Annotated in this window: 33 protein-coding genes; 20 read left to right on the top strand and 13 right to left on the bottom strand. The window is 64.6% G+C overall.

Annotated features, from left to right (window positions below; translation table 11 throughout):
* The first annotated feature begins 31 nt into the window (after positions 1-31).
* Entirely contained in the window at positions 32-625 is a 594-nt protein-coding gene (locus HUV48_RS11425; RefSeq protein ID WP_176267927.1) for a J domain-containing protein, read from the top strand.
* 16 nt (positions 626-641) lie between these two features.
* Here the strand turns inward: HUV48_RS11425 and HUV48_RS11420 are convergent, their stop codons facing one another.
* Together HUV48_RS11420 and HUV48_RS11415 are read right to left on the bottom strand one after the other, a co-directional pair.
* Complete coding sequence (locus HUV48_RS11420; RefSeq protein ID WP_176267926.1) at positions 642-995, bottom strand: DUF1428 domain-containing protein; 354 nt, start codon at positions 993-995, stop codon at positions 642-644.
* Between the two features lie 39 nt (positions 996-1,034).
* Positions 1,035-1,880 (bottom strand): oxygenase MpaB family protein, encoded by an 846-nt coding sequence (locus tag HUV48_RS11415; protein ID WP_176267925.1) that lies wholly within the window; start codon positions 1,878-1,880, stop codon positions 1,035-1,037.
* A 108-nt stretch (positions 1,881-1,988) separates the two neighbouring features.
* On the opposite strand from HUV48_RS11415, the gene cobS reads away from it, so the two are divergent.
* Together cobS and HUV48_RS11405 are read left to right on the top strand one after the other, a co-directional pair.
* Positions 1,989-2,984: a cobaltochelatase subunit CobS gene (gene cobS, locus HUV48_RS11410; RefSeq protein WP_176267924.1), complete on the top strand. Its 996-nt coding sequence runs from the start codon at positions 1,989-1,991 to the stop codon at positions 2,982-2,984.
* Positions 2,985-3,037: 53 nt separating this feature from the next.
* Positions 3,038-5,269 carry a transglycosylase domain-containing protein gene (locus tag HUV48_RS11405; protein ID WP_176267923.1) on the top strand — a complete coding sequence of 744 codons (2,232 nt, stop codon included), beginning with the start codon at positions 3,038-3,040 and terminating at the stop codon, positions 5,267-5,269.
* 5 nt (positions 5,270-5,274) lie between these two features.
* Here the strand turns inward: HUV48_RS11405 and HUV48_RS11400 are convergent, their stop codons facing one another.
* The 10 genes from HUV48_RS11400 to pyrE are packed head-to-tail and all read right to left on the bottom strand — an operon-like array spanning position 5,275 to position 11,775.
* A complete protein-coding gene (locus HUV48_RS11400) occupies positions 5,275-5,694 on the bottom strand; it encodes a PaaI family thioesterase (RefSeq protein ID WP_176267922.1) in 420 nt (139 codons plus the stop codon).
* On the bottom strand, positions 5,681-6,133 hold the full coding sequence (locus tag HUV48_RS11395; RefSeq protein ID WP_404799933.1) for a PaaI family thioesterase: 453 nt from the start codon (positions 6,131-6,133) through the stop codon (positions 5,681-5,683). Before HUV48_RS11395 ends, HUV48_RS11400 begins: the two co-directional genes overlap by 14 nt.
* Positions 6,130-6,609 (bottom strand): Holliday junction resolvase RuvX, encoded by a 480-nt coding sequence (gene ruvX, locus HUV48_RS11390; RefSeq protein ID WP_176268028.1) that lies wholly within the window; start codon positions 6,607-6,609, stop codon positions 6,130-6,132. Before ruvX ends, HUV48_RS11395 begins: the two co-directional genes overlap by 4 nt.
* Positions 6,610-6,611: 2 nt before the next feature.
* Entirely contained in the window at positions 6,612-7,784 is a 1,173-nt protein-coding gene (locus tag HUV48_RS11385; protein WP_176267921.1) for a DUF3089 domain-containing protein, read from the bottom strand.
* Between the two features lie 13 nt (positions 7,785-7,797).
* Complete coding sequence (locus HUV48_RS11380) at positions 7,798-8,880, bottom strand: AI-2E family transporter (RefSeq protein WP_176267920.1); 1,083 nt, start codon at positions 8,878-8,880, stop codon at positions 7,798-7,800.
* A gap of 4 nt (positions 8,881-8,884) precedes the next feature.
* A complete protein-coding gene (gene lepB, locus HUV48_RS11375; protein ID WP_176267919.1) occupies positions 8,885-9,790 on the bottom strand; it encodes a signal peptidase I in 906 nt (301 codons plus the stop codon).
* A complete protein-coding gene (acpS, locus tag HUV48_RS11370) occupies positions 9,787-10,191 on the bottom strand; it encodes a holo-ACP synthase (protein WP_176267918.1) in 405 nt (134 codons plus the stop codon). Before acpS ends, lepB begins: the two co-directional genes overlap by 4 nt.
* Positions 10,188-10,457, bottom strand: a complete 270-nt coding sequence (locus HUV48_RS11365; protein ID WP_176267917.1) for a pyridoxal phosphate biosynthetic protein — start codon at positions 10,455-10,457, stop codon at positions 10,188-10,190. Before HUV48_RS11365 ends, acpS begins: the two co-directional genes overlap by 4 nt.
* Positions 10,457-11,197, bottom strand: coding sequence for a pyridoxine 5'-phosphate synthase (locus tag HUV48_RS11360; protein WP_176267916.1), 741 nt, complete (start codon positions 11,195-11,197; stop codon positions 10,457-10,459). The genes HUV48_RS11365 and HUV48_RS11360 overlap by 1 nt, the downstream gene beginning before the upstream one ends.
* The gene (gene pyrE, locus HUV48_RS11355) at positions 11,194-11,775 is read right to left on the bottom strand and encodes an orotate phosphoribosyltransferase (protein WP_176267915.1); all 582 of its coding nucleotides are present in this window, start codon (positions 11,773-11,775) and stop codon (positions 11,194-11,196) included. Before pyrE ends, HUV48_RS11360 begins: the two co-directional genes overlap by 4 nt.
* Positions 11,776-12,024: 249 nt before the next feature.
* Here pyrE and coxB point away from each other — a divergent pair, with 249 nt between their 5' ends.
* The 15 genes from coxB (at position 12,025) to HUV48_RS11285 (ending at position 23,305) form a co-directional block, all read left to right on the top strand.
* Positions 12,025-13,122: a cytochrome c oxidase subunit II gene (gene coxB, locus HUV48_RS11350; protein ID WP_176267914.1), complete on the top strand. Its 1,098-nt coding sequence runs from the start codon at positions 12,025-12,027 to the stop codon at positions 13,120-13,122.
* A 27-nt stretch (positions 13,123-13,149) separates the two neighbouring features.
* Positions 13,150-14,883, top strand: a complete 1,734-nt coding sequence (gene ctaD, locus HUV48_RS11345) for a cytochrome c oxidase subunit I (RefSeq protein WP_176267913.1) — start codon at positions 13,150-13,152, stop codon at positions 14,881-14,883.
* 157 nt (positions 14,884-15,040) lie between these two features.
* Entirely contained in the window at positions 15,041-15,958 is a 918-nt protein-coding gene (locus tag HUV48_RS11340; RefSeq protein WP_176267912.1) for a heme o synthase, read from the top strand.
* Positions 15,955-16,080 carry a cytochrome c oxidase system small membrane protein gene (locus HUV48_RS14530; protein ID WP_263970500.1) on the top strand — a complete coding sequence of 42 codons (126 nt, stop codon included), beginning with the start codon at positions 15,955-15,957 and terminating at the stop codon, positions 16,078-16,080. Before HUV48_RS11340 ends, HUV48_RS14530 begins: the two co-directional genes overlap by 4 nt.
* 6 nt (positions 16,081-16,086) lie before the next feature.
* Entirely contained in the window at positions 16,087-16,653 is a 567-nt protein-coding gene (locus HUV48_RS11335) for a cytochrome c oxidase assembly protein (RefSeq protein WP_176267911.1), read from the top strand.
* Positions 16,654-16,717: 64 nt separating this feature from the next.
* The gene (locus HUV48_RS11330; protein ID WP_176267910.1) at positions 16,718-17,539 is read left to right on the top strand and encodes a cytochrome c oxidase subunit 3; all 822 of its coding nucleotides are present in this window, start codon (positions 16,718-16,720) and stop codon (positions 17,537-17,539) included.
* Complete coding sequence (locus HUV48_RS11325) at positions 17,539-17,949, top strand: DUF983 domain-containing protein (RefSeq protein ID WP_176267909.1); 411 nt, start codon at positions 17,539-17,541, stop codon at positions 17,947-17,949. Before HUV48_RS11330 ends, HUV48_RS11325 begins: the two co-directional genes overlap by 1 nt.
* A complete protein-coding gene (locus tag HUV48_RS11320) occupies positions 17,946-18,515 on the top strand; it encodes an SURF1 family cytochrome oxidase biogenesis protein (protein ID WP_318656093.1) in 570 nt (189 codons plus the stop codon). Before HUV48_RS11325 ends, HUV48_RS11320 begins: the two co-directional genes overlap by 4 nt.
* 60 nt (positions 18,516-18,575) lie before the next feature.
* Positions 18,576-19,979 carry a threonine synthase gene (gene thrC / locus HUV48_RS11315; RefSeq protein WP_176268026.1) on the top strand — a complete coding sequence of 468 codons (1,404 nt, stop codon included), beginning with the start codon at positions 18,576-18,578 and terminating at the stop codon, positions 19,977-19,979.
* Entirely contained in the window at positions 19,979-20,869 is an 891-nt protein-coding gene (locus HUV48_RS11310) for a class I SAM-dependent rRNA methyltransferase (protein WP_176267908.1), read from the top strand. Before thrC ends, HUV48_RS11310 begins: the two co-directional genes overlap by 1 nt.
* A gap of 10 nt (positions 20,870-20,879) precedes the next feature.
* Positions 20,880-21,248: a dihydroneopterin aldolase gene (locus tag HUV48_RS11305; RefSeq protein WP_176267907.1), complete on the top strand. Its 369-nt coding sequence runs from the start codon at positions 20,880-20,882 to the stop codon at positions 21,246-21,248.
* A 1-nt stretch (position 21,249) separates the two neighbouring features.
* Entirely contained in the window at positions 21,250-21,582 is a 333-nt protein-coding gene (locus HUV48_RS11300; protein WP_176267906.1) for a Rossmann fold domain-containing protein, read from the top strand.
* Complete coding sequence (moaA, locus tag HUV48_RS11295) at positions 21,579-22,598, top strand: GTP 3',8-cyclase MoaA (protein WP_176267905.1); 1,020 nt, start codon at positions 21,579-21,581, stop codon at positions 22,596-22,598. The genes HUV48_RS11300 and moaA overlap by 4 nt, the downstream gene beginning before the upstream one ends.
* Position 22,599: 1 nt before the next feature.
* Positions 22,600-22,839 carry a MoaD/ThiS family protein gene (locus tag HUV48_RS11290; protein ID WP_318656092.1) on the top strand — a complete coding sequence of 80 codons (240 nt, stop codon included), beginning with the start codon at positions 22,600-22,602 and terminating at the stop codon, positions 22,837-22,839.
* Positions 22,832-23,305 (top strand): molybdenum cofactor biosynthesis protein MoaE, encoded by a 474-nt coding sequence (locus HUV48_RS11285; protein WP_176267904.1) that lies wholly within the window; start codon positions 22,832-22,834, stop codon positions 23,303-23,305. The genes HUV48_RS11290 and HUV48_RS11285 overlap by 8 nt, the downstream gene beginning before the upstream one ends.
* On the opposite strand, the gene HUV48_RS11280 is transcribed toward HUV48_RS11285, so the two are convergent.
* Positions 23,302-23,811 carry a hypothetical protein gene (locus tag HUV48_RS11280; RefSeq protein WP_176267903.1) on the bottom strand — a complete coding sequence of 170 codons (510 nt, stop codon included), beginning with the start codon at positions 23,809-23,811 and terminating at the stop codon, positions 23,302-23,304. The genes HUV48_RS11285 and HUV48_RS11280 overlap by 4 nt on opposite strands.
* Before the next feature lie 205 nt (positions 23,812-24,016).
* Here HUV48_RS11280 and rplU point away from each other — a divergent pair, with 205 nt between their 5' ends.
* Positions 24,017-24,556 (top strand): 50S ribosomal protein L21, encoded by a 540-nt coding sequence (gene rplU / locus HUV48_RS11275; RefSeq protein ID WP_176267902.1) that lies wholly within the window; start codon positions 24,017-24,019, stop codon positions 24,554-24,556.
* A gap of 11 nt (positions 24,557-24,567) precedes the next feature.
* The gene (gene rpmA, locus HUV48_RS11270; protein WP_176267901.1) at positions 24,568-24,837 is read left to right on the top strand and encodes a 50S ribosomal protein L27; all 270 of its coding nucleotides are present in this window, start codon (positions 24,568-24,570) and stop codon (positions 24,835-24,837) included.
* The last annotated feature ends 91 nt before the right edge of the window (positions 24,838-24,928 follow it).

Raw genomic sequence — 24,928 nt, 5'->3', positions numbered from 1 at the left:
TGCGTGATCCGTGTCCCCATCATAAAGGCCTATGCGCCGCGACAGGTTCCACGGAAGATTCGATACCGAAGGTCAGCTTTGCCAGCATCCGGGATGCGACGAGGCCGGAGAATTTCGCGCACCATCGGGTAGCGGCAACAGTTTCGACGGGCCGGGCCGGTGGCGCTGGTTCTGCCTCGACCACGTGCGCGAGTTCAATGCCGGTTACGACTGGTTCGAAGGCATGAGCGCCGAGGAAATGCTGAGCGCGCAGTCGCCGTCCGCCGGATGGCAGACCGAGACGCCCGCCTTCAAGCCGACCGCAGGCGTTGACGGAATGCCGCGCTGGGCCGACTTCGCCGACCCGCTCGATGCGATCGGTGCGCGCGCCGGGGGCATCAAGAACCGCGCGCGGCGCGAGGCGCAGATGGCGATGGACGGGCGCTTCTCGAAAGAGGAGGCGCAGGCGATGGAGGTCATGGGGCTCGGCATCGACACCGACCGCCAGCGCCTCCGCCGCCGCTATTCCGATCTCGTGCGCCGCTATCACCCCGACCGCAACGGCGGAAACCGCAAATACGAGGCGCGCCTGACCAAGGTCGTCGAGGCGTACCAGCTGCTGAGGAAATCGAACGTCTTCAGCTAGGCGGTCTCGGCGCCGGTCAGCGGCCCATCGTGAAGATCGGGGCAAAACCGCCCCACATCATGCGCTTCCCGTCGAACGGCATGTCGCCCATTTCTGACCAGAAGGGGTCGCTTTCCATCTTGGGGCCGGCGGCATCGCAGGTTTCGCGATCGGGCCAGATCATCCAGGAGAAAACGATCTTTTCGCCCGCTTCCGCCTTGGTAGCCATGCGGAAATCGGTAACCTTGCCATCGGTCACGTCTTCCTCCCACGCTTCGACGATCTCGGTCACGCCGTATTCGCGAAACCTCTCCGCAGCCTTTTCGGCGAGCGCGCGATACGCGTCCTTCTTGTCTTCGGGAACGGCAATCAGAAAGCCCTGCACGTACATGGATCGTCTCCTTCGAGTCGCTGAAAAACCGAAGATGACCTAAGTTTGCCGGAACGCCCAGCGCAGAGTCTTGCCCATGCCCCAGGTCGCGGCGCGAACGGGAAGGGCTGCGAGACCGGGCCGCTCGATACCCAGCATGGCGCGGGCCTGCGGTGGGAGCATCGCGCTCGCCTCGGCAGCGAGAATCGGCTGAAGCGCCGGCGGCGTACCTTCAGGTTTCTGCTGGAGCACGAGCCGGGCGACCTCGCGCGCTTCGGGGGTGGCGCGTTGGAGGCTACGCATCTCGCGCATGAGCCGGTCGGCCTCCGCCTTGGTTTCCGGGACCGGATTCGCGTCGAGCGAGCGGGCGATAATGGCGAACTGCCGGTAGTATTCGTCCTGTTCGCTCGCGGGCATATCGGGCCGGACGTGCCGCAGATAGGCGGCAAGGAAGCTGGTCGCCTCAACGACGTGGACATAGGCGAGCGTTTCGGGATCGCGCGCCGAATAGGGCGTCCCGTCGGGCAAGGTTCCCTTCACGTGTTCGTGGATGCGGTTGACCCGGTCGATCGCGTCCATTGCATCGTCGCGGTGTCCGAAGGTGGTAACGGCGATGAAGCGCGCGGTGCGCCGCAGCCGGCCATGCATGTCAGCCCGGAAGTTGGAATGATCGAGCACGCCCTGCAAGGCATGCGGATGCAGCATCTGCAGCAGCAGCGAGCGAATGCCGCCGACCATCATCGCGATCACGTCCGCATGAACGAGGCGGATCGGCGTATCCTTCGCGAACAGAGCGTCGTCGGACGGCGGAACGGGCTGCTGTCCGCCCTTCGTGTCGTTGAAGACCGCGCGCACGCGCTCGACAAGCCTCTGGCGCAGGAATTCGGCGGGATCGGGCGCGGGCATTGGGCCAAGATAGTGGCAGCGCGCGGATTTTGCGAGCCGCGTACCGCATGGCGGGGGCCAGATCGGTGCTTGCGAGGCGGTCCGCGCACGTCTAACCGCAGGAACGCAATGAACGACCTCACCGAAAAAAGCTTCGACGCTCACGAAAAAACCGTCCTCGCCGCGCCCGATACGAGCGTAAACGTGCGCGAGACGTTCGGCATTGATATCGACTGGGACGTGCCCGCTTTCTCGAAAGCCGACGCGCGCGTGCCCGACCTCGACGAAGGCTACGTCTTCGATCCCGACACGACGCTGGCGATCCTGGCCGGCTTCGCCAACGACCGCCGCGTGATGGTGCAGGGCTATCACGGCACGGGCAAGTCGACCCATATCGAGCAGGTTGCCGCGCGCCTCAACTGGCCGTGCATCCGCATTAACCTCGACGCGCATATCAGCCGGATCGACCTGATCGGACGCGACGCGATCGTGCTGCGCGACGGACTTCAGATCACCGAGTTCAAGGAGGGCTTGCTTCCCTGGGCGCTGCAGCATCCCGTGGCGCTGGTGTTCGACGAATACGACGCTGGCCGGCCCGACGTGATGTTCGTGATCCAGCGCGTGCTGGAGCAGCAGGGCAAGCTGACCCTGCTCGACCAGAACCGCGTGATCCGGCCCGATCCGAACTTCCGCCTGTTCGCGACGGCGAATACCGTCGGCCTCGGGGATACAAGCGGGCTCTATCACGGGACGCAGGCGATCAACCAGGGCCAGATGGACCGCTGGAACATCGTCGTCGGCCTCAACTACCTGCCGGCCGACACCGAGCAGGAAATCGTGCTCGCCAAGAACCCGGACGCGCCTGCGGACATGATCAAGAAGATGATCCAGGTCGCGGACATGACGCGGCAGGGCTTCATCGGCGGCGACATCTCGACCGTGATGAGCCCGCGCACGGTCATCACCTGGGCGCAGAACTACGCGATCTTCAAGGATGTGGGCTTCGCCTTCCGCGTGTCCTTCCTCAACAAGTGTGACGAGGAAGAGCGGATGCTGGTCGCCGAATACTACCAGCGCGTTTTCGCCGAAGATCTGCCCGAAAGCGTGGTCGCGAGCACCCGCTGACAAGGCGGGTTCAGCTTGCGTAAAGCTGTGTTAGCCTGCTAACACGCCTAGCTATGTTCGGCTTTTTCAAACGCAGGCGTGACGACGCCTATGACGACGCGCAGACCGCTGCGCGCGAGCCGGGCTATTATTCGCTGCAGGACCCGTACGGGAACAGCTGGGACGACCGGCTGGACCGCTTCGACCGGCTGACCGGCTACGACGATGGGCGTTCGCCGCCGCCTTTCGGCGAGGACAAGCCGCGCTCGACCCGCTGGAAATGGATCAAGCGCGGCCTGATCGCACTTGCCATCCTCTTCGCGGCGCTGGTCGCATGGCTCGCCGTGACTGCCCCGCTATCGAAGTCGTTGGAGCCCATCGAGCCGCCGCAGATCACGCTTCTCGCCGCCGACGGTACGCCGATCGCGCGCAAAGGGGCAGTCGTCGAAAAGCCGGTCGTGGTGGATGAACTCCCGCAGCATGTCGTCGACGCCTTCCTCTCCGTCGAGGACCGCCGGTTCTACGATCACTGGGGCATCGATCCGCGCGGCATCGCCCGGGCCGCCTGGACCGGTTACGGCGGCGGCAGCACGATCACGCAGCAGCTCGCCAAGTTCACCTTCCTGTCGGCAGAGCGCAGCCTGTCGCGCAAGGCGCGCGAGATGCTGATCGCGTTCTGGCTGGAGGCGTGGTTGACCAAGGACGAGATCCTCAGCCGTTACCTCTCCAACGCCTATTTCGGCGACAACATGTACGGCCTGCGCGCGGCGAGCCTGCATTATTTCTACCGCCAGCCGGAAAACCTGACGCTTCCGCAGGCCGCCATGCTGGCCGGTCTCGTGCAGGCGCCATCGCGCTATGCACCGACGAAACATTACGAGCGCGCCGAGGACCGGATGCGCACGGTGCTTTCCGCGATGGTGGGGGCGGGGACTTTGACCGAAGCGCAATCGCGTGCCGTCCGCTCGCCCGCGCTCGACGTCAGGCTCAAGGACAAGGTTCCGACCGGAACCTACTTCGCCGACTGGGCACTGCCGCAGGCGCGCGAGATGGTCGAGGGCGGATACGAATCGCAGACGCTCACGACGACGCTCAATTCACGCCTTCAGAACATCGCACGGCGGGTGGTGGAGCGCGCGCCGCTGAACGGGGCGCAGGTCGCTCTCGTCGCCATGCGCCGCAACGGAGAAGTCGTAGCGATGATCGGCGGGACCGATTATGCCGAGACGCCGTTCAACCGTGTCACGCAGGCGCGGCGGCAGCCGGGGTCGACCTTCAAGACCTTCGTTTACCTCGCGGCGCTGAACGACGGGATGGATCCCGACGATACTATTTCCAACGAGGCGATCACCGAAGGCGGCTACACGCCAAAGAATTACCGGGACCGCTATTCCGAAAGCCTGACCTTGCGGGAGGCCTTCGCCCAGTCGAGCAATGTCGCGGCGGTCCGCCTCTACAACCAGGTCGGCTCGCGCGACGTGATCGACCTCGCGCGGCAGTTCGGCATCGAGGCGAAGATGGACGCAGGCGATCCCAGCGTCGCTCTAGGCACCTCGGCAATGACGTTGCTCGAACTGACTGCCGCCTATGCGGGCATCGCCGCGAACGACTTTCCGGTGAAGCCGCACGCATTCGCCACCGAGGAAAGCGGCTGGTTCGGCCGGATGGTCAGCGGCCAGCGCAGCCTCTCGAGTTCGACGCATCAGGAGATCGAGCAGCTTCTGAAAAGCGCCGTCGACAGCGGTACCGCGCGCGGGGCGCGCCTCGCAGCACCTGCCTACGGCAAGACCGGTACGACGCAGGACAACCGCGATGCGCTGTTCGTCGGCTACGCAGGCGATCTGGTGGTCGGCGTATGGGTCGGTAATGACGACAACTCGCCGCTCGAGGGTGTGACCGGGGGCAGCCTGCCCGCGCGCATCTGGCGTGATTTCATGTCGCAGGCCGGCGTCGCTCCGGTAGCGAACGACCGACCGGCTCCCGCCGAGCAGACCGATCCGGGCGGACCGGTCGAGCCTTTCGACGTGCCGGGTCTCGACGACATTCCCATGGGCGAGGGCGGCAATACGCGGATGCGCGTGCAGGACGGCGAGGTGGTCATCACGACCGAGATCGACGGCGTTCCGGTCGACGTGCGCCTCGGCGACGAAGGATTGCGCATCGGCGACGACGGGATCGAGGCAGCGCGCCGCCGCGCCGAGGAACGGGCGCGCGAGGCGCAGGAACGCGCGGCGGAACGGTTCGAGGAACGACAGCGAAGGTTCGAGGAAGCCTTCGAACGCGAGCTCGAAGAAGCGCCGCGCTAGGCGCGTCAGTCGCCGTCGGGCGATGCCATCAGGATATTCATCACCGCGCTTGCAATAAGGCGGCTACGATCGTCCTGCCAAGCCTCGACGACGAGATTGGCATTGCGCCGCCCCAGCCGCGTGATGCGCGCCTTGGCGAAAGTGCGCTTCATCTTGCCGGCCGACAGGAACTGGACCGTAATATTGATCGGTTTCAGCCGGTGTTCGCGGCGCTGTTCCTTTAGCGCCTCGCGCAGTCCCGCGTAACCCGCGACTTCGAGCAGGCCGCTCGTCGCGCCGCCGTGAAAATGCTGCGGCCGGCCCTCGACCATACTGCCGAAATCGACGGCCAGGACGGGTAGACCGTTCTCGATACGGTCCAGCACGATCCCGAGAGAGCGCGCGTAGGCAGGCAATTCGAGAGCGGGTTCGTCACTCCGGGACACGGCGCGTATCCCCTGCGATCGACATGAAGCAGCCAGCCATGTTGGCGACCGGGTCGGCAGGATCGCCGTCGTGCGCAACACCCCTCACGAACGCGGCGCTGCGGGTCAGACGGTAGCATTCGACGCGCCCGATCACGCCCGTTTCCGCTCGCGCCGGGCGTTGGTAGTCGACCCGCAGGTCGAGCGTCGCGATTGCCTTGAAAACGCCGGTCGTGTTCCAGATCGCCATGCCCGATGCCATGTCGAGCAGACTGATGATCGGCCCGGAGGCAAGGATGTTGCGGCTTTTCTCGCCCAGCAGGTCTTCGCGCCAGGGCAGTTCGAGTTCGACCCAGTCTTCGCCCGCATCCCGGTACTTGAGACCGAGCCAGCCGACATGGCCGTGCTTCAGCATGAACGGCGCCGCGGTTGCGGGATCGAAACGCTGCGGTTCGCTCACCAGGCCGATCCGGTCATGGCGTCGATCGCGCCTTGCAGGATGATCGCGGCGGCATGGCTGTCGATCCGCTTGGCGCGCTTGGCGCGGCTCAGGTCCTGTCCGATCATGTCGCGTTCGGCGCTGGTGGTGGACCAGCGCTCGTCCCACAGCAGGACCGGAAGCGCAAAGGCTTCGTAGAGGTTGCGTGCATAGGCGCGGGTGGCCTGCGCGCGCGGGCCTTCGCTGCCGTCCATATTGCGCGGCAGGCCCATGACGAAGCCCTTGATCGCGCGCGTATCGATCAGCTTCTGGATCGCCTCGCGGTCCTTGCCGAACTTGGCGCGCGGCAGGGTCTTGTCCGCATTGGCGAAGCGCCAGCCGGCATCGCAGATCGCGACGCCGATAGTCTTCGTGCCGAGGTCGAGTGCCATCAAATTGCCGCCGTCGGGCAAGGCGTCCGCGAAATCGCGAGCATTGTCGGACACCGCCGCAAGCATTGTTACGGCGCGACCTGCCAAGCGGCGACGCGCGCCGCGACATCATCCTTCAGCGCGCTCCAGAAAAGCGGTATGTCGTAAACGTGGTAATTGTTGCCCGGCAGAACCGCGCTGCCCATTTCCGGCGGCTCCCCGATCAGCAGTAATCCGCGCTCGTCGCAACGTGCGCCGACATAGCCCGCCTGGAGCGATCCGCTCGACATGTCCTCTTCCGGTACGAGCGTTCCGGGGTTTTCGGTTGCCGGTGCCGTGCCGTTCGCAGCGCCCGTAATCGGGTTGGTGCACAGGATGGCAGTTTCGCCGCGCGGCATCCCGTCGAAGCCGATCGAGGCGCTGTAGGTTTCGAGCAGGGCGGCGGGATCGGCTGGCTCCGCGAAGCTCGACCAGCTGGCGATGCAGCTCGCCTGCTCGCGCGTTTCGCACTGCGGGAAGGGCAGGGCCGCTAGGTCGCGTTCGAGCGAGATTGGCCAACCCACCGGATAGACGGCGGCGATCCGCTCTGCTGCGGGCGTACCGGCGATCTCCTCCTGTAGCAGCGAGATGAGGTGGAGCGCGCCCTGGCTGTGCCCGGCAAGCACGATCGGAAGGTCCGGATCGGTTTCTGCGAGGAAGTAGCGGAAGGCGGCGGCGACGTCCTGATAGGCGGCATCGAGCGCCATCCCGGCTTCCTCGCTGTCGGTCAGGAAGGCGCCGAATGTCGCCTGCCGGTAGCGCGGTACCCAGATTTCCTCGGCATTGCCGAATGGGCTGGCGAGGCCGCGCACGAAGATGCGCGCCACGCGCTGCGATTCGCTGTCGCCGAGCGGAGCGTTCCAGTGCGAACGATCGAGGTAGCTGGTCGGATGGACGAAGAACACGACGTAGCCGCCGTCGGCAGCCTGCCGTTCAGCAGGAGCGGCGGGTGCCTGTTCGCTCGTTGCAGTTTTGTCTTCTTCGCCTTCTGCGCTGACAAATTGCGGCTGCCAGCGCGCCAGCATCTCGCCCTTGCCGGGGCGTACGAACCACATGTCGCTGGCCGCGTAGACGTTCTCGGAAAGCGGTGCCTGCTGCTCGAATTCGGTGGTCGGGACGAAGGCGAGTTCGGTCAGCTCCTGCGACCAGACGCGGAAGACGACGAGTGCGACGATCCCGAGGACGATCAGTCCTGCGACGAGGTAGAGGAATTTGCGCGCCATGATCTTACCGTTGTTATGCCGCCTGCGGCGATGCATCGCGGATGGCGGTTTCGCGCGCTTCCGCGCGCTCTGCCCGGCGTTCCAGCATGACCTTGATCATGGCAAGCAGCGGGTCCGCCAGGAACAGGCCGAGAATGCCGAACAGGATCCCCATGATGAGCTGCGCGGCGAGCACCAATGCCGGCGCGAGATCCACCGTCTTCTTCGCGATCATCGGGATGATGATGTAACCGTCGAACGCTTGGACGAGAGCGTAGACGAAAATCGTGTAGAGGCCCATCTCGACCCCGCCGGAGAAACCGACGAGCACCATCAGGACGCCCGAGACGAAAGCTCCGAGATTGGGGATGAAGGCGAGCAGCGCCGTCAGGATAGCGAGCAGCGCCGCCATCGGAACGCCGTACCAGGCGAGCAGGATGTAGGTGAAAATCCCCTCGAAGACCATGCCGACCAGCCGGCCGGCCATCAGGCGCCGCATGGTGTAGGCCATCCTGTCGGCGGTGATGTGGAATTCCTTACGCCGGTTGCGCGGCAGGATCCATGCGACACCGCGTTCGTAAAGCTGCGGTTCGAGCGCCACGTAGATGCCGATGATAAGGATGAGGAAGATCGTCGCCAGTCCGCCGAAGATGCCGCCGATCGCGCGCGTGACCGTGCCGACGCCGCTCATCACCGTGCCCGAAATGCTGGAAATCTGCGACTGGTCGATTGCGATGCCGCGACTGTTCAGCCATGCGAGCAGGTCCCGGACCTGGGCCTGCACGATCGAAGGCAGCTGCGCCGCCTCGCGCGAAATCTGCGAGCCGGCGAAAAATCCGAGCCACAGGAAGAACGCGACGGTCAGGAGCAGGACGAGACCGACCCGCAGGCCGCGCGGTATCGGCAGAACGCGTTCGAGGAGGCGTGCGCCGCCGTCGATCATCGCGGCGAAGACCATGGCGCCGAAAACCACGAGCAACGGCTGCGCGATGTAGACGGCCAGCACCACCAGACCGATGACGCTCACCCATACCAGCGCCCGCGACGCTTCCGCCCTCAGTTCCGGGCTCTGGATGCGCGAAGGGCTCGAGCGATCGTCCGCTTCTTCGTCGGTCACCGCGTCAGTTCGCCTTTTCGGTCTGCGTTTGCGGCGTGTCGACCTGAGCTGGACGCAGCGTGCTCCATGCGCGGTTCTCACGCAGCGAGGTGAACCAGCTGATCGGGTTCAGATTGGTCGTACCGTCGAGCGAGAAGGTAATGAACTCCGCGCGTCCGCCGATGTTCTCGAGCGGTACCGGACCGCCGAGGCCGCCGCCCACCATCGATAGCGGCGCGCGGCTGTCGGCGGAATGATCGCGGTTGTCGCCCATGACGAACACCGAACCTTCGGGGACCGTGATCTCCGCCATGTCGTCGAGCGGCTGATCGGCGCGGTCGTCGATCACGAGATAGGTCGCCCCGTTGGGCAGCGTCTCGCGCAGCGTCGGCATTTCGCAGACCATCTCCCCCGTTGGTAGGCGCTTGCGCATGCCCTCGTACTCGTATGGGTCGCAGCGCGCGTTGAGGTCGATCGGCAGGCGCACCGGCGGTTCCACTTCCTGCGGAACCGGCTCTCCGTTCAGGATGATCTGTCCGCCGCGAAGAGCGATCCTGTCGCCGGGCAACGCGACCACACGCTTGATGTAATCCTCGTTGCGCTCGGGGTGCGTCGGGATCACGATGTCGCCGTATTCGGGCGTGCTGCCGAAGATGCGCCAGTCGCCGCGCGGGGCGAGGTGGAAGCTGATCGACGCCCAGCTCCACCCGTAGGGATATTTGCTGACGATCAGCCGGTCGCCTTCCATGAGGTTGGGCAACATGGATTCGCTCGGGATGTAGAACGGCTTTGCGATGAAACTGTGAAAGCAGAAGACGGCGAACAGCATCAGGGCGAGCCCGCGCAGCTCGCTGAGCCAGTTGACGGATTCGGATTTGTCGTTTTCCGCGGTGGAGGTGGTTTCGGTCACTGATCGGCTGCCGGAGTTCATGGTTTCGGATGGGCCTCGATAATCACGAACGCCTGAGCCCAGGGGTGATCGTCTGTCAAAGTGAGATGTATCGCCGCCTCATGGCCGTCCGGGGTTATTTCCGCAAGCCGCTTTGCCGCGCCGCCTGTCAGCGCGAGCGTCGGGGCGCCCGATTTCGCATTCACGACACCGATGTCCTTCATGAACACCCCGGCATTGAAACCGGTGCCGACGGCCTTGCTGAACGCTTCCTTGGCAGCGAAGCGTTTCGCATAGGTTCCGGCTGTCGTATAGGGGCGCCGCCGCGCTTTGGCGCGCTCGGTCTCGGTGAATACGCGGTTCTCGAACCGTTCGCCGTAGCGTTCCAGCGAGTTCGCGATGCGCTCGATATTGCACAGGTCGCTGCCGAGGCCGATGATCATAATGCTTTCGCCAATATCGCACCCAGCAGTGCAAGAACCATGTAATGAAGCGCGACTTGCGACACGACCAGACCGTGCGTGACGTCGCCTTTCGCCAGGTTTAACGTCATGTAATAACCGAAGAGCTGGAACAGCGGCCACGCGATCGCGAACTTAAGCAGCAGCCCGGTGTTCACCGCATAGCCGAGCAGCAGCAAGCTCATCAGGAACGGCAGGGCGCCGGCAAGGAAGACGAGTTTCGCTTTGGGGGTAGGGGCAGCCTTCATCAGCGGGCGTCGTCCATGAGTGCGCGCATCCGCCGCACCGCGTGTTCGAGCCCGACGAAGACCGCTTCGCCGACGAGATAATGACCGATGTTGAGCTCGGCGAGCTGCAGGATCGCGGCAATCGGCTGCACGTTCTCGTAGGTGAGCCCGTGGCCGGCATGCGGCTCGATGCCGTTCTTCGCGGCGAGCGCGGCCATATCGGCAACGCGTCTGAGTTCGCGCGCCATGCGCTCGCTGTCTCCGTCTAGATGAGCGTGCGCATACTCGCCGGTATGAAACTCGACCACCGGAGCCTTGAGCCGCAAGGCGGCATCGAGCTGACGCTCGCTGGCTTCGATGAACAGCGAGACGCGGATGCCCTCGTCGGTCAGCCGTGCGACGATCGGTGCGAGGTGATTGTGCTGTCCCGCTGCGTCGAGCCCGCCCTCGGTCGTGCGCTCCTCGCGCTTTTCCGGCACGATGCAGGCGGCATGCGGCTTGTGGCGCAGCGCAATCTCCAGCATTTCCTCGGTCGCGGCCATTTCGAGGTTCAGCGGCAGGTCGGTTGCTTCCTGAATGCGCTTGAGGTCGTCATCGCGGATATGCCGCCGGTCTTCGCGCAGATGCGCGGTGATCCCGTCGCCGCCCACCTGCGCAACGATTTCGGCCGCCCGCACGGGATCGGGGTGGTCGCCGCCGCGCGCGTTACGGATGGTGGCGACGTGATCGATGTTGACGCCTAGGCGCAGCGCCCCGCTCAAAGTTTCCGGCTCCCGGGCTTGGTCACAGGTATCGCAGCCAGGTCGCTCGGCACTTCATCCTCCGCATAGCTTGGGAAATTGATGTCGATCAGGGCGTGAAAGGGCACGCCCAGATCGGCGGAACCGTGAGAGCGGTCGACGAGCGCGCATTCGGCGATAACCTCGCCGCCTTCGGCTTCCGCTGCCGCAATCGCTTCGCGGCTGGAGAGCCCGGTAGTGACGACATCCTCTACCATCAGCAGTTTCTCGCCAGGTTCGATGGTGAAGCCGCGGCGCAGTTCGAACGTGCCGGAGGGGCGCTCGAGGAAGACCGCGTCCTTGCCGAGCACGCGCCCCATCTCGTGAGCGATGATGAGGCCGCCCATCGCAGGCGAGACTACCTTGTCGATCTTTTGCCGTAGATCGCGTGGCAATCTTGCTGCCAGCGCGATCGCTAGGCGGCCCGCCCGGTCGGGGTTCATCAGGACCCGCGCGCACTGCAGGTAATGGCCGCTATGCCTGCCGCTCGACAGCAGGAAATGTCCTTCCAGCAGCGCCCCGGCATCGCGAAATTCTTTGAGCAGGTCTTCGTCGGTCATCGCCAGTCTTTTCATCCATCGGAAATTTCAGCTGCGTCACGCTACGGAAACTTGACGCGGCGCCGCATGCGGCAGAAAATTCTCCTAGAAGCGCTTGAGGCTGCGGGCAAGCGGGCGTATAGGCGCCTTGAATTGCACCCGCATCATACGGCATCGTCCGCGCATTCTGCGCCGTAATCGCCGTGCGATCGGGACGCCAATACGCCTTTCGGCAAGCGGAATCGATCGAGCACAGGATATTTCGAGCCAATGAATTCGTCCAAGTCCATCGCCAGTTTCTTTGCGGCCTTGTTACTCATGCTCGCGCCGCAAGCGGTGTTCGCGCAGGCCAATCCGGCGAATATCGAGCCGATGGCTCCCGAAGCTGCGACCCCGCAGAACGACGTGTCGCCGCTGGTCGGTGCAGGCGAGCGGGGCGATGCGGCCGCGGGTGCCGATGCCTATGTTCCGATGGGCCCGGAAATGATCAAAGGACAGCCGGAATCGGGTGCCTTTGGTTTCCAGGAACAGTATTCGAAGGACGGCCAGTACGCGCTGTGGATGCACAACGCGATCCTGCTGCCGATCATTACCGTTATTAGCCTGTTCGTTCTGGCTCTGCTGCTGTGGGTCATCGTGCGTTACAATCGCAAGTCGCACCCGAAGCCTTCGCGCACGACGCACAATACGCTGATCGAAGTCATCTGGACGGTCGTGCCGGCGCTGATCCTGCTGGTTATCGCTGTTCCCTCGATCCGGTTGCTCGCGAGCCAGTACGAGGCTCCGCCGGCCGACGCGGTCACGATCAAGGCGACCGGCTACCAGTGGTACTGGACCTACACTTACCCCGACAACGGCGATTTCGAGATCATCTCGAACATGATGCCGGAAGACGAGGCGGAAGCTAAGGGCTTCCCGGCGCAGCTCGAAGTGGACAACCGGATGGTCGTTCCCGTCAACACGCCGATCCGCCTGCAGACGACTGCGGCCGACGTGATTCATTCATTCGCGGTTCCGTCCTTGTGGTTCAAGCTCGACGCTGTTCCGGGACGGATTAACGAGCGCATCTTCCAAGTTGAGGAACCGGGCATATATTATGGCCAGTGCTCCGAACTGTGCGGCGCACGTCACGCCTATATGCCGATCGCCGTCGAAGCATTGCCGCGCGACCGGTTCGAGGCATGGGTTCGCGCCCAGGGCGGGACCGTCGGTGATGAGCCTGCGGGCGAAACGGTCGAACTCGGCGAAGGCGCTGAAGCGGCCGACGGTGCAGGCGAAGATGCTGCGGACGGTACCGAAAGCGAAGCCGAAGGTGCCGAGAACGATACAGTAGCAGTTGGAGCGCGCGGCACCGGCCGCCGTTCCTGATAGAGATTAGTTGAAGAGACAGAACCGATGGCCACTACCGCTGACAGTTTCCAGGCTCATACCGAAGACCACGGGCACGCGCATGATGCGGACCACAAGCCGGGCTTCTTCGCCCGGTGGTTCATGTCGACGAACCACAAGGACATCGGTACGCTCTACCTGATCTTCGCGATCTGCGCCGGCATCATCGGCGGCGCGATCTCGGGCGTGATGCGCGCCGAGCTTGCCGAACCGGGCATCCAGGTCCTGAATTCGGTCACGCCGTTCATTGGCGTCGGCGATGCCGATCTCAACGCGGCGCTGCATCACTGGAACGTGTTGATCACGGCGCACGGCCTGATCATGGTTTTCTTCATGGTCATGCCGGCGATGATCGGCGGCTTCGGCAACTGGTTCGTACCGCTGATGATCGGCGCGCCGGACATGGCGTTCCCGCGCATGAACAACATCTCGTTCTGGCTGACGGTCGCCGGCTTCCTGAGCCTGATGTTCTCCATGTTCGTACCCGGCGGGCCGAGCGGCCTCGGCGCAGGTACAGGCTGGACGGTCTACGCACCGCTGTCGACCGACGTCGGCTCGCCAGGACCCGCAGTCGATTTCGCGATCTTCTCGCTTCACCTTGCTGGTGCTGGCTCGATCCTCGGCGCGACGAACTTCATCACCACCATCTTCAACATGCGCGCACCGGGCATGACGCTGCACAAGATGCCGCTGTTCGTGTGGTCGGTGCTCGTCACGGCGTTCCTGCTGCTGCTCGCTCTGCCGGTACTGGCGGCTGCGATCACCATGCTGCTGACCGACCGCAACTTCGGCACGACGTTCTTCAACGCTTCGGGCGGCGGCGATCCGATCCTGTACCAACACCTGTTCTGGTTCTTCGGTCACCCGGAAGTCTACATCATGATTCTGCCGGGCTTCGGCATGATCAGTCAGATCGTGGCGACCTTCAGCCGCAAGCCCGTGTTCGGCTATCTAGGCATGGCCTACGCCATGGTCGCGATCGGCGTGGTCGGCTTCGTCGTCTGGGCGCACCACATGTTCACCGTCGGCCTCGACGTGAACACGAAGATGTACTTCACCGCCGCGACGATGGTCATCGCCGTGCCGACCGGCGTGAAGATCTTCAGCTGGGTCGCGACGATGTGGGGCGGCAGCCTCGAGTTCAAGTCGCCGATGGTCTGGGCGCTGGGCTTCATCTTTCTGTTCACCGTGGGCGGCGTGACCGGCGTCGTGCTCGCCAACGGCGGGATCGACGACAACCTCCACGACACCTATTACGTGGTGGCGCACTTCCACTACGTGCTGTCGATGGGCGCGGTCTTCTCGCTGTTCGCGGGTTGGTACTACTGGTTCCCGAAGATCAGTGGCAAGATGCACAGCGAATTCCTCGCGCACCTGCACTTCTGGGTGTTCTTCGTCGGCGTGAACGTGATCTTCTTCCCGCAGCACTTCCTCGGAATGCAGGGGATGCCGCGCCGTTATCCGGACTACGCTGAAGCGTTCACCTACTGGAACGAGATTTCGTCCTACGGCTACATCATCATGGCTGCGTCGATGGTGATCTTCTTCGTCAACGTGTTCTACGCGCTGGCCGCAGGCAAGAAGGCGCCGGCGAACTACTGGGGCGAAGGCGCGACGACGCTCGAATGGACGCTGTCGAGCCCGCCGCCGTATCACCAGTTCGAAACGCTGCCCGTGATCGAGGAGCATCACGACTACCATAACCACCTGCCGCGTTCGGACGAACCGGCACGGGCTTGACCGAAGCGCCGGGGGATCGGGCGGCCCGCGCGGCCTTCTGTATCCCTCTCCCGCGGGGGTGGTGGCAGCCAAGCGCGACCGGGCTGCGGCATTCGATGATGCGGCAGCCGGCGCAATGAAGGAACCCAGGAACCGGCCGAGCGCCGGAGACAATGCAATGTTGACCGCGATTTCTCCCACGCTACCGGCCGACTGGCGCGATTTCTTCGCGCTGACGAAACCACGCGTGATGACGCTGGTGATCTTCACCGGCATTTGCGGGATGATTGCCGCGCCCGGCACCATCCACCCGGTCCTCGGATTTACCGCCATCCTGTGCATCGCGCTCGGCGCAGGCGGTGCAGCTGCACTCAACCAGTGGTGGGAAGCCGATCTCGACCGCGGAATGAAGCGCACGGCGAAGCGCCCGCTACCCGAAGGGCGCCTGCGCCGCGAGGATGCGCGCGACTTCGGCATTCTGCTTTCCGCAACGTCCGTCGGGGTAATGGGCCTCGCGATCGGGTGGCTTGCCGCTGCCATCCTGGCGCTGTCGATCGTCTATTACGCGGTTGTCTACACCATTTGGCTGAAGCCGCGGACGCCGCAGAACATCGTCATCGGCGGCGGCGCGGGAGCATTCCCGCCCCTGATCGGCTGGATCGCCGTCACCGGCGAGATAACGGCAATGCCGATCCTGCTGTTCGCGATCATCTTCTTTTGGACGCCGCCACACTTCTGGGCGCTCGCGCTGTTCGTGAAGAGCGACTACGCGAAAGTCGGCATTCCCATGATGCCGGTCGTACGCGGCGAGGCTTCTACCCGTCGGCAGATCGTTCTCTATGCCGCTCTGCTGGTACCGATTGCGGCTGCCCCTTGGTTCATCGGCGGGACCGGCGTGATCTACGGCGGCGCGGCCCTTGTCCTGTCGCTCGCGTTCCTGGCCCTGTCCATACCGGTGGGGCTGCGAACATCGGGCGAAGGCGATACGATGCGGCCCGAGAAGCGCCTGTTCGCCTTCAGCATCGTTTACCTCTTCGCCCTGTTCGCGGCGCTGGTTCTCGACCGCGTCGCGGCCAACCACGGATTACTGTCATGACGCCTGAGGAAGAGCGCGAATACAAGCGGCGCCGCAAGAGCCGGAACCTCGTGGTCGGGGTGGTTCTGCTCGCCTTCGTCGTGCTGTTCTACGCGATCACCATCGTGCGGATGGGGGACTGAACGGCCATGGACGCTAATATCCGCACGGGTTTGATGGCCGCGGGCATGGCGGCAGGGATGCTTGGCCTCGGCTATGCCGCAGTGCCGCTCTACGACATGTTCTGCCGCGTCACCGGGTTCGGCGGGACGACGCAGGTCGCCAGCGAGGCAGATGCGGACCTCGCCGCCGCGTTCGCGAAGTCGAGCGGCACGCGCACTATTTCGATCCGCTTTGACGGGAATGTCGCGCGGGACGTGCCTTGGCGCTTCAAGCCCGAGTATCCGACCGATACGGTCCAGATCGGCGAGCGCGACATGGCGTTCTATACCGCGCGCAACGACAGCGACATCCCGATCACAGGCACGGCCAGCTTCAACGTCGAACCCGAGTATACCGGCAAATACTTCAACAAGGTGCAGTGCTTCTGCTTCACCGAGCAGACGCTTCAACCGGGGCAGGAAGTCCGCATGCCGGTGCTGTTCTACGTCGATCCCGCGATCCTCGAGGACGAGAACGCGAAGGACGTCGAACAGATCACTCTGAGCTACACCTTTCACCGCACCGAGGATGCCGAGGCGGAAGCCGCCTCTTAACTTACTGGACCCCGCACGAAACGCTGTTTAAGGGCGGGGCGAACACCAACAGGACGCATGGACAATGGCTGGCAACGTCAATCACGAATATCACATTCTCCCGCCTGATATCTGGCCTTTTGTCGGATCGTTTTCCGCGCTGACGTTCACCACCGGCATGGTGTTCTACATGAACGAAATGGCCAATGCCTGGCTGATTCTCGGGCTCGGTGTCGCCGGTCTGATCGCGACGTTCTTCGCTTGGTTCTCGAACATCGTGAAGGAAGCCGAGCGCGGCGACCATACGCCAGTCGTGCAGCTTCACATGCGCTACGGCATGATCCTGTTCATCGCGTCCGAAGTGATGTTCTTCGTCGGATGGTTCTGGAGCTGGTTCGACTTTTCCCTGTTCCCGAGCGAGATCAACGAGATCATCGGCGGAACATTCCCGCCGGTCGCGATCGAGGCCGTGATCAATCCGTTCGAACTGCCGCTTCTCAACACGCTGATCCTGCTGTGTTCGGGCACCACGGTCACCTGGGCGCACCACTCGCTGATCCACGGCGACCGGGACGGCCTCAAGAAGGGCCTGTGGGCGACGGTCATCCTCGGCGCGGTATTCACCTGCATTCAGGCGTATGAATATGCGCATGCTCCGTTCGAGTTCGGCGGCAATACGTACAGCTCGGCCTTCTACATGGCGACGGGCTTCCACGGCTTCCACGTCCTCGTCGGTACGATCTTCCTGATCGTCTGCCTTGTGCGGACCTACAAGGGCCACTTTACGCCGCGCCAGCATTTCGGCTTCGAAGCGGCAGCGTGGTACTGGCACTTCGTCGACGTGGTATGGCTGTTCCTGTTCATCGTCGTCTACGTCTGGGGCAGCGCGGGCGTCGCTTACCACTGATGCCGGCAGGCGAAACACCGCCAGAACGCAAGGGGCAGCCATCCATCGCGGAGGCTGCCCTTTTCGGTTGCTGTCCGCGCTGCGAGGCTCGTACCCTCTTCGCGGGGCCGGTGAAGTTCTCGGAGAGATGCCGCGCCTGCGGGCTCGACTTCAGCCGTTTCAATGTCGGTGACGGACCGGCGGCATTCCTCACGCTCATCATCGGCGGCATTCTGATCGGGCTGGCGCTATGGCTCGATATCGCGGTTCGTCCGCCGCTATGGGTCCATGCGCTGATCTGGACGCCGCTCACCATCCTTTCGGTGCTCGGCGGGCTGCGGGTAGCGAAAGCGCTGCTGCTTATCAGCGAGTATCGCAACTCGGCGGGCGAAGCGGCCTCCCCGTCCTCGCGCTCGGACGATACGCCGTGAGCCGAAGCTTCCCCATCGGCGCGACCATCATCGTGGTCGCCGCGTGCCTCATCATGCTTGGCCTCGGCGTCTGGCAACTGGCGCGCGCGGAAGAGAAGGAGGCGCTTATCGCGACGGCGCTCGCAGCGCAGCAGATGCGCGAAGAGGCCGCATGGCCCGATACCGAGGAAGAGGCGGAAGCGGCGCTCTACCGCCGGACCTCGCTGACCTGTTCGCGCGTCGCCGCCTATGGTGCGGTTGCCGGCACGCGGGAAGACGGGGCGAAGGGTTGGGCGCAGAGAGCCACCTGTATCGATAATTCCGGGCGCGAGTTCATTGCCGATATCGGATGGTCGCGCGCGCCGCAGCAACCGGACTGGAACGGCGGGGCGCTGCTCGGCGTAATCGCACCGGGGCCGCGCCTCGTCGCCGATCCGCCGATCATCGGCCTTGAGCCGCTCGCGCTGCCCGATCCGCGCGAGCTTCCCAACAACCACGTCGCCTACGCGGTCCAGTGGTTCATCTTCGCTATCGTCGCTTTCGTGATCTACGTCATTTCGCTGCGCCGGCGGAACAGGTCAGATTGATACGCGCAAAGCCGCGCTCGCTTGCGGCAGGCATCCGGCGGGGCTAACCGCCTAGCCGCGATGGATTATATCTCGACCAGAGGCGGCGCGGAGCCGCTCGACTTCGAAGGCGTCACGCTGGCCGGGCTGGCGAGCGACGGCGGCCTGTTCCTGCCGCGTGAATGGCCGCAGTTCTCCGAAGGCGAGATCGCGGCGATGGCGGGCCTCCCCTACGCCGAACTCGCGGCGCTGGTCATGCAGCCCTTCGTCGGCACCAGCCTCACCGAAGACGAATTGCTCGAGCTATGCCGCGAAGCCTACGGCCGCTTCGCCCACGATGCGGTGACGCCGCTCGTGCAGTTAAATGAGCAGCACTGGCTGCTCGAACTGTTCCACGGACCGACGCTGGCGTTCAAGGACGTCGCGCTGCAACTGCTCGGCCTGCTGTTCGAGAAATTTCTTGCCCGCCGCGGAGAGAAACTGACCATCGTCGGTGCTACCAGCGGCGATACGGGGTCCGCGGCCATAGACGCCGTGGCAGGGCGGGAGGGCATCGATATCTTCATGCTGCATCCCTCGGGCCGGATCTCGGACGTCCAGCGGCGGCAGATGACGACGGTACGCGCGCCCAATGTCCACAACATCGCGATAGGTGGCAGCTTCGACGACGCGCAGGCGATGGTGAAGCGCATGTTCGGCGACGAGGAACTGACCGCGCGCTTCCGTATCGGCGCGGTCAATTCGATCAACTGGGCCCGGTTGATGGCGCAGGTCGTCTACTACTTCGCGGCCGCCTTGCAACTCGGGGCGCCGCACCGAAAGATCGCCTTTAGCGTACCGACCGGCAATTTCGGCGACGTTTTCGCGGGCTATGTCGCGGCGAAGATGGGCCTGCCGATCGAGCGGCTCGTGGTCGCGACCAACGTCAACGACATCCTGCACCGCGCTCTGTCCGACGGGGACTATTCCGCGGCGAGCGTAACTGCGACCACTGCGCCGTCGATGGATATCCAGGTCAGCAGCAATTTCGAGCGGCTGCTGTTCGACTGCGGCGGGCGCGACGGCGCTGCCATGGCCGAGCAGATGCGCGGCTTCGACACCACGAAAGCGATGCGGCTGACCGATCTCCAGCGCACCGGCGCGGCGGGTCTGCTCACGAGCGCGCGGGCCGACGAGGTGGAGATGGCGCAGGCGATGCGCTGGGCGTGCGAGAATACGGGCCAGGTTATCGACCCGCACACCGCCATCGGGCTTCACGCCGCGCGGCTGCAGGATTTGCCGCGGGCGGTTCCCATCGTGACGCTCGCCACCGCGCACCCATCGAAGTTCCGCGATCCGGTAGAACAGGCGACCGGGACGCGCCCCTCGCTTCCGCCGCGCGTCGGAGACCTCTTTGCGCGTGAGGAAAGCTGCGACGAGCTTCCCGGCGACTACGACGCGGTGAAGGCGCATATCATGGCCAACGCGACCCGGTCGGCAAGCTGATGGCGGAGCTGGTCCAGCAGCCTGCGTTGATGGTCGGCGAGGGGTGGGACGGCTACCGCTTGCTCGACAGCGGCGGCGGGCGCAAATGGGAATCGTTCGGCGGCCACCGCTTCATCCGTCCCGAACCGCAAGCGATGTGGAGCCCGCGCGAGGCGGACTGGGACGCAGCCAGCGAGTTCATCCCTGGCAGCGACGAAGACGGCGGCGGGCGCTGGACCGACGCGCCCTCGCTTCCGGCGGAGGGATGGCCGGTAAGCTGGAAAGACGTCACCTTCACCGCGCAGCCGACCCCCTTCCGGCACTTGCAGTTCTTCCCTGATATGGCGCCGGTGTGGGACTGGATGCGCGAGCGGCTTGCCGGTTTGAGCGAGGCGCAGACGCTCAACATGTTCGGCTACACCGGCGTCGGCTCGCTGGCGCTTAGCGAAAGCGGCCCGGTCGTCCATGTCGATGCCTCGAAGAAATCGGTGGCACAGGCGCGCGAGAATGCGGCGCTGTCGGACATGGAGGACCGTCCGATCCGCTGGCTCATCGACGATGCGGCGAAGTTCGCGGCGCGCGAGGTTCGGCGCGGGCGGCGCTACGACGGGATCATCCTCGACCCGCCCAAGTTCGGACGCGGTCCCAACGGCGAGACCTGGCGGATAGAAGAGGGTTTGCCCGGCCTTTTGCGCGATTGCCGCGCTCTGCTCGATAGCGAAAGCCGCTTCCTGTTCCTGACGGTCTACGCGGTGCGCCTGTCCTCGCTGGCGCTAGGCGGATTGCTCGAGGAAATCTGCGCCGATCTTCCCGGCACGATCGAGCATGGCGACCTCGCGGTGCGCGAGAGCGGCGAGGGCGGACGCCTGCTTCCGACCGCAATATTCGCACGCTGGTCGAATGACGGCTAGGACGGAGGCGATGAGCGATTCCCTAACCCTCACCGTCGCCGATCTGGAAACGAACGTGCTGACGGGCATCTATTCGGAAGAGACCGGCAAGCCGCAGCCGCTGCGGATCACCGTGTCCGCCGAACTGCGCGTGGCAAAACACTACGCGCCCGATACTCCGCTTGAGGAAAGCAAGAACTACATGGATCTCCGCGACGCGGCACTGAATTTGCCGGAAGGGGTGCATTTCAAGTTGATCGAGGCGGTGGGCGACCACATCTGCGATACGTTGATGGAACAAGACGACCGCATTTCCGCAGTCACGGTGAAGATCGTGAAGCTCGCCATTGCCGAGGCGAACGAGCAAATCGGCATGACGCTGCGGCGGGAACGCGGCTGAGGTGAAGCAGACGCGCCTCGATATTGGCGAACTGCCTGAAGCGCCGGTCGCTGCGACGGAGGCGTTCTACGCTGCGTGGCCTGCGCGCATATCGGACGCGCTCGATACTGCGGAGGCAGTAGTCCTCGTCCTGCCGCCTGCCGATCACACGCACCACGACTGGCGGCTTGGCGCAGTGCGCAGCCTTGCGCGGCAGCACGCGCCGAAGCGGGTCAACATGACCGCTGGGTCGGTTGCCGAAGCGGTCGACGGGATCGCCGACTACTTGGCAGCCGCACCGGGCGTCACCGGACAGTACCTGCCCGCGCGCGAAAACGAGGCCGCCGCGGCATGAGCGGAGAGACCGATCTCCAGACCCGCCCGATGGTCGACCAGTTCGCGCGGCGGATCACCTATCTGCGGCTGTCAGTCACCGACCGCTGCGACCTGCGCTGCACCTATTGCATGCCCGAAAAGATGCGCTTTCTGCCGAAGCGCGAGGTGCTTTCGCTCGAGGAACTGGAGCGGCTCGCCACCGCCTTCATCGCGCGCGGCGTTACCAAGATCCGCCTGACCGGCGGCGAACCGCTGGTGCGGCGCGACATGATGGAACTGGTTCGCCGGCTCGGCACGCGGATCGGCGACGAGCTCGACGAACTGACGCTGACGACCAACGCCACGCAGCTGGCCGATCATGCCGGCGCGCTGGCGGATGCGGGGGTGAAGCGTATCAACGTGTCGCTAGATACCCGCGATCCTGAGCTGTTCGCGAAGCTGACCCGGCGCGACGCCCTGCCGCGCGTGCTGCAAGGAATTGCCGCTGCCAAGGCTGCCGGGCTGAAGGTCAAGCTCAACACCGTCGCGCTGAAGGGCACGAACGAAGGCGAACTGCCCGAACTCATCCGCTGGGCGCATGGCGAGGGGCATTCGGTCACGCTGATCGAGGTGATGCCGCTGGGCGAAGTCGACGGCGACCGGCTCGATCACTACCTCCCGCTCGACGCGGTCCGCCGCGATCTGGAGCAGCGCTGGACACTGACGCCGAGCACGCACCGCACCGGCGGTCCGGCGCGCTATGTCGATATCACCGAGACCGGCGGACGGCTCGGCTTCATCACGCCGCTGACGAGCAATTTCTGCGCCGGCTGCAACCGGATGCGGGTCACTACGACGGGGCAGCTCTATCCCTGCCTGGGTGGCGGTGAGCAGGTCGATCTGCGCGCCGCGATGCGCTCCGAAACGCCTGACGCGGCACTCGAAGAGGCGATGAACCGCGCGCTGGCGATCAAGCCGGAGAAGCATCACTTCCGTATCGATGCGGCAGGGCAGGAACCGGCGCAGCCGCGCCACATGTCGGTAACGGGGGGCTGACGTGATCCGCCTCGTCTATCTGGGCAAGCTGGCCGATCTGGCGATGAACGACACGGCCGAAGTCGCGGGACCGCTCGACTGGAATAGCTTGCTCGCTGCCGTTCCGGAGGCGGTCGCCGCGCAGCTCGGCGAAGAAAGGGTCCACATTGCGGTCAACGGCGCGGTGCTGACCGACAGATGTTCGCTCACCGCACAGGACGGCGACGAGATCGCGCTGCTTCCGCCGGTCAGCGGTGGCTAGGCTCTCGCTTGATAACCCGCGCGACGTGCGGCTGCTGGACAAGGGCCTCTCCGTCGGGGAAGCGCTTGCCGCCTTTTCCGCGACCTACGAACGCGCGGGCGCTATCGCCAGCTTCCTTGGCAAGACACGCGACGACGGGGGGACGCAGGCGCTCGAACTAACGCATTACGAACCACTGACCCTGCCGGGCATGGAGCGGCTTGCAGACGAGGCACGCGCGCGGTTCGCGCTCGACGGCGTGCTCGTCTGGCACCGGGTCGGCGTGATGACGCCGCCGCAGCCGATCGTGCTGGTGGCCGCCGCCGCCCCGCATCGCCGCGCCGCCTTCGACGCGGTGGATTTCCTGATGGACCATCTCAAAAGCGCGAGCTGGCTGTGGAAGCGGGAGAAGCGCGGGGGCGAATGGCGCTGGATCGAACCGCGCGCCGACGATCACGACGCGCTCGCTCGCTGGAAGGCGGACTAGCGTAGTTCGGCGAGGATCGCGTCCTCTTCGGCCACCAGTGCCTCGACCTCTTGCCTCAACTCAGCAACAGCTTCGACCGGTTCGAGCGCGATCGCACGCTCGACCAGCAGCTTGTCGAGATCGACGAGCGAAACGGCGGTGGTGGACCGGGCCGATTCGAGGCTTGCCAGCGCAACTTCGGCTGCGGCGCCGGCGTTCGTCGCGATACTTGCGCTGCCGCCCGCACGAACGCGTTGCCGCGCAGCCGGAACCTCGGCCATGAAAGCCTGATGAGCGGCACGTGCCTGTTCGCCGATCTGCGCAAGGCGCTGGACGAAGTCAGCGGGCAGCGGCGGAGCGGGCGCGGGCGCTTCGTCTGCCGGGGCGGGGTCCATCGAGCCGCTGGCGCGCTCGGCGTCGCGAATCGCGAGGCTCGGATAATCGCCCGATGTGCTGGCGCAGGCCGAGGCGAGCAGCGCAAGGCAGGTTGCGGCGGCGAAATGAGGAAAACGGTAGATGCGCTTCATGGCCCGCCCGCCATAGCATTCCGCCGCTTTCCCGCTAGTGCCTTGCAAGGCACTAGCGCAAAAAAGGGCGGGGGCGCCGTTGACTTGAAGCTACGTATCGCTTAACGGCACCCTTCTTTCGAGGCGGCTGCGCATGCGCGGCATGGCTCGGCGCGTGGTTTCAGACCGAAGCCGCCAAACATTTTAGATTGAGAGTGAATTCAGCATGTTCGCAGTTGTGCGCACGGGTGGCAAGCAATACCGGGTTGCCGCCGGAGACAAGATCGCAATCGAGAGAATCGCAGGCGAAGCCGGCGACACGGTGAAGCTGGGCGACGTCCTGCTCGCAGGTGAGGGCGAAACGCTGTCCGATGCCGGCAAGGTTACGGTATCGGCAGAAATCATCGCGCAGGCGAAGAGCGAGAAGGTCACGGTCTTCAAGAAGCGCCGCCGTCACAACTACCGCCGCAAGGCCGGTCACCGGCAGCAGATGACGCTTCTGCGCATCACGCAGGTCGGCGACAGCAAGGCCGAGAAGAAGGCTGCACCGGCCAAGGAAGCCGCTCCGACCGAGACCAAGGCTGCCGATCAGAAGCCTGCCGAAACGAAGTCCGCTCCTGCGGCCGAGAAGAAGCCTGCTACGAAGAAGGCTCCGGCCAAGAAGGCAGAAGCTGGCGGCGACGAAGCGACCGCGAAGAAGGCAGCTCCGAAGAAGACCGCCGCCACGAAGAAGGCTGCGGACAAGACCGACGAAGCGAAGAAGTAAGGTAACGAACGATGGCACATAAAAAAGCAGGCGGTTCATCCCGCAACGGTCGCGATTCGGCAGGTCGCCGCCTTGGTGTGAAGAAGTTCGGCAGCCAGGAAGTCGTTCCGGGCAACATCATCGTGCGCCAGCGCGGCACGAAGTTCTATCCGGGCGTCAATGTCGGCATGGGCAAGGACCACACGCTCTTCGCTCTCGAAGGCGGCATCGTGCGATTCCATAAAGGCAAGCTCGGCCGTAAATTCGTGTCCGTGGACATGATGGCGGACGCAGCCGAATAACCGGACGACTCACGAACAGGGCCGTCCACCGGATGGCCCCGCCGAGCTAATGATTTCGGCGTTTCGAGGGAGAAGGGGCCACTCCGACAGA

Origin of the sequence: Qipengyuania atrilutea, assembly GCF_013370205.1 — a bacterium.
Classification (GTDB): domain Bacteria; phylum Pseudomonadota; class Alphaproteobacteria; order Sphingomonadales; family Sphingomonadaceae; genus Actirhodobacter; species Actirhodobacter atriluteus.
The sequence above is the reverse complement of the archived record's forward strand: the minus strand, read 5'-3'. Positions and strand labels throughout refer to the sequence as shown.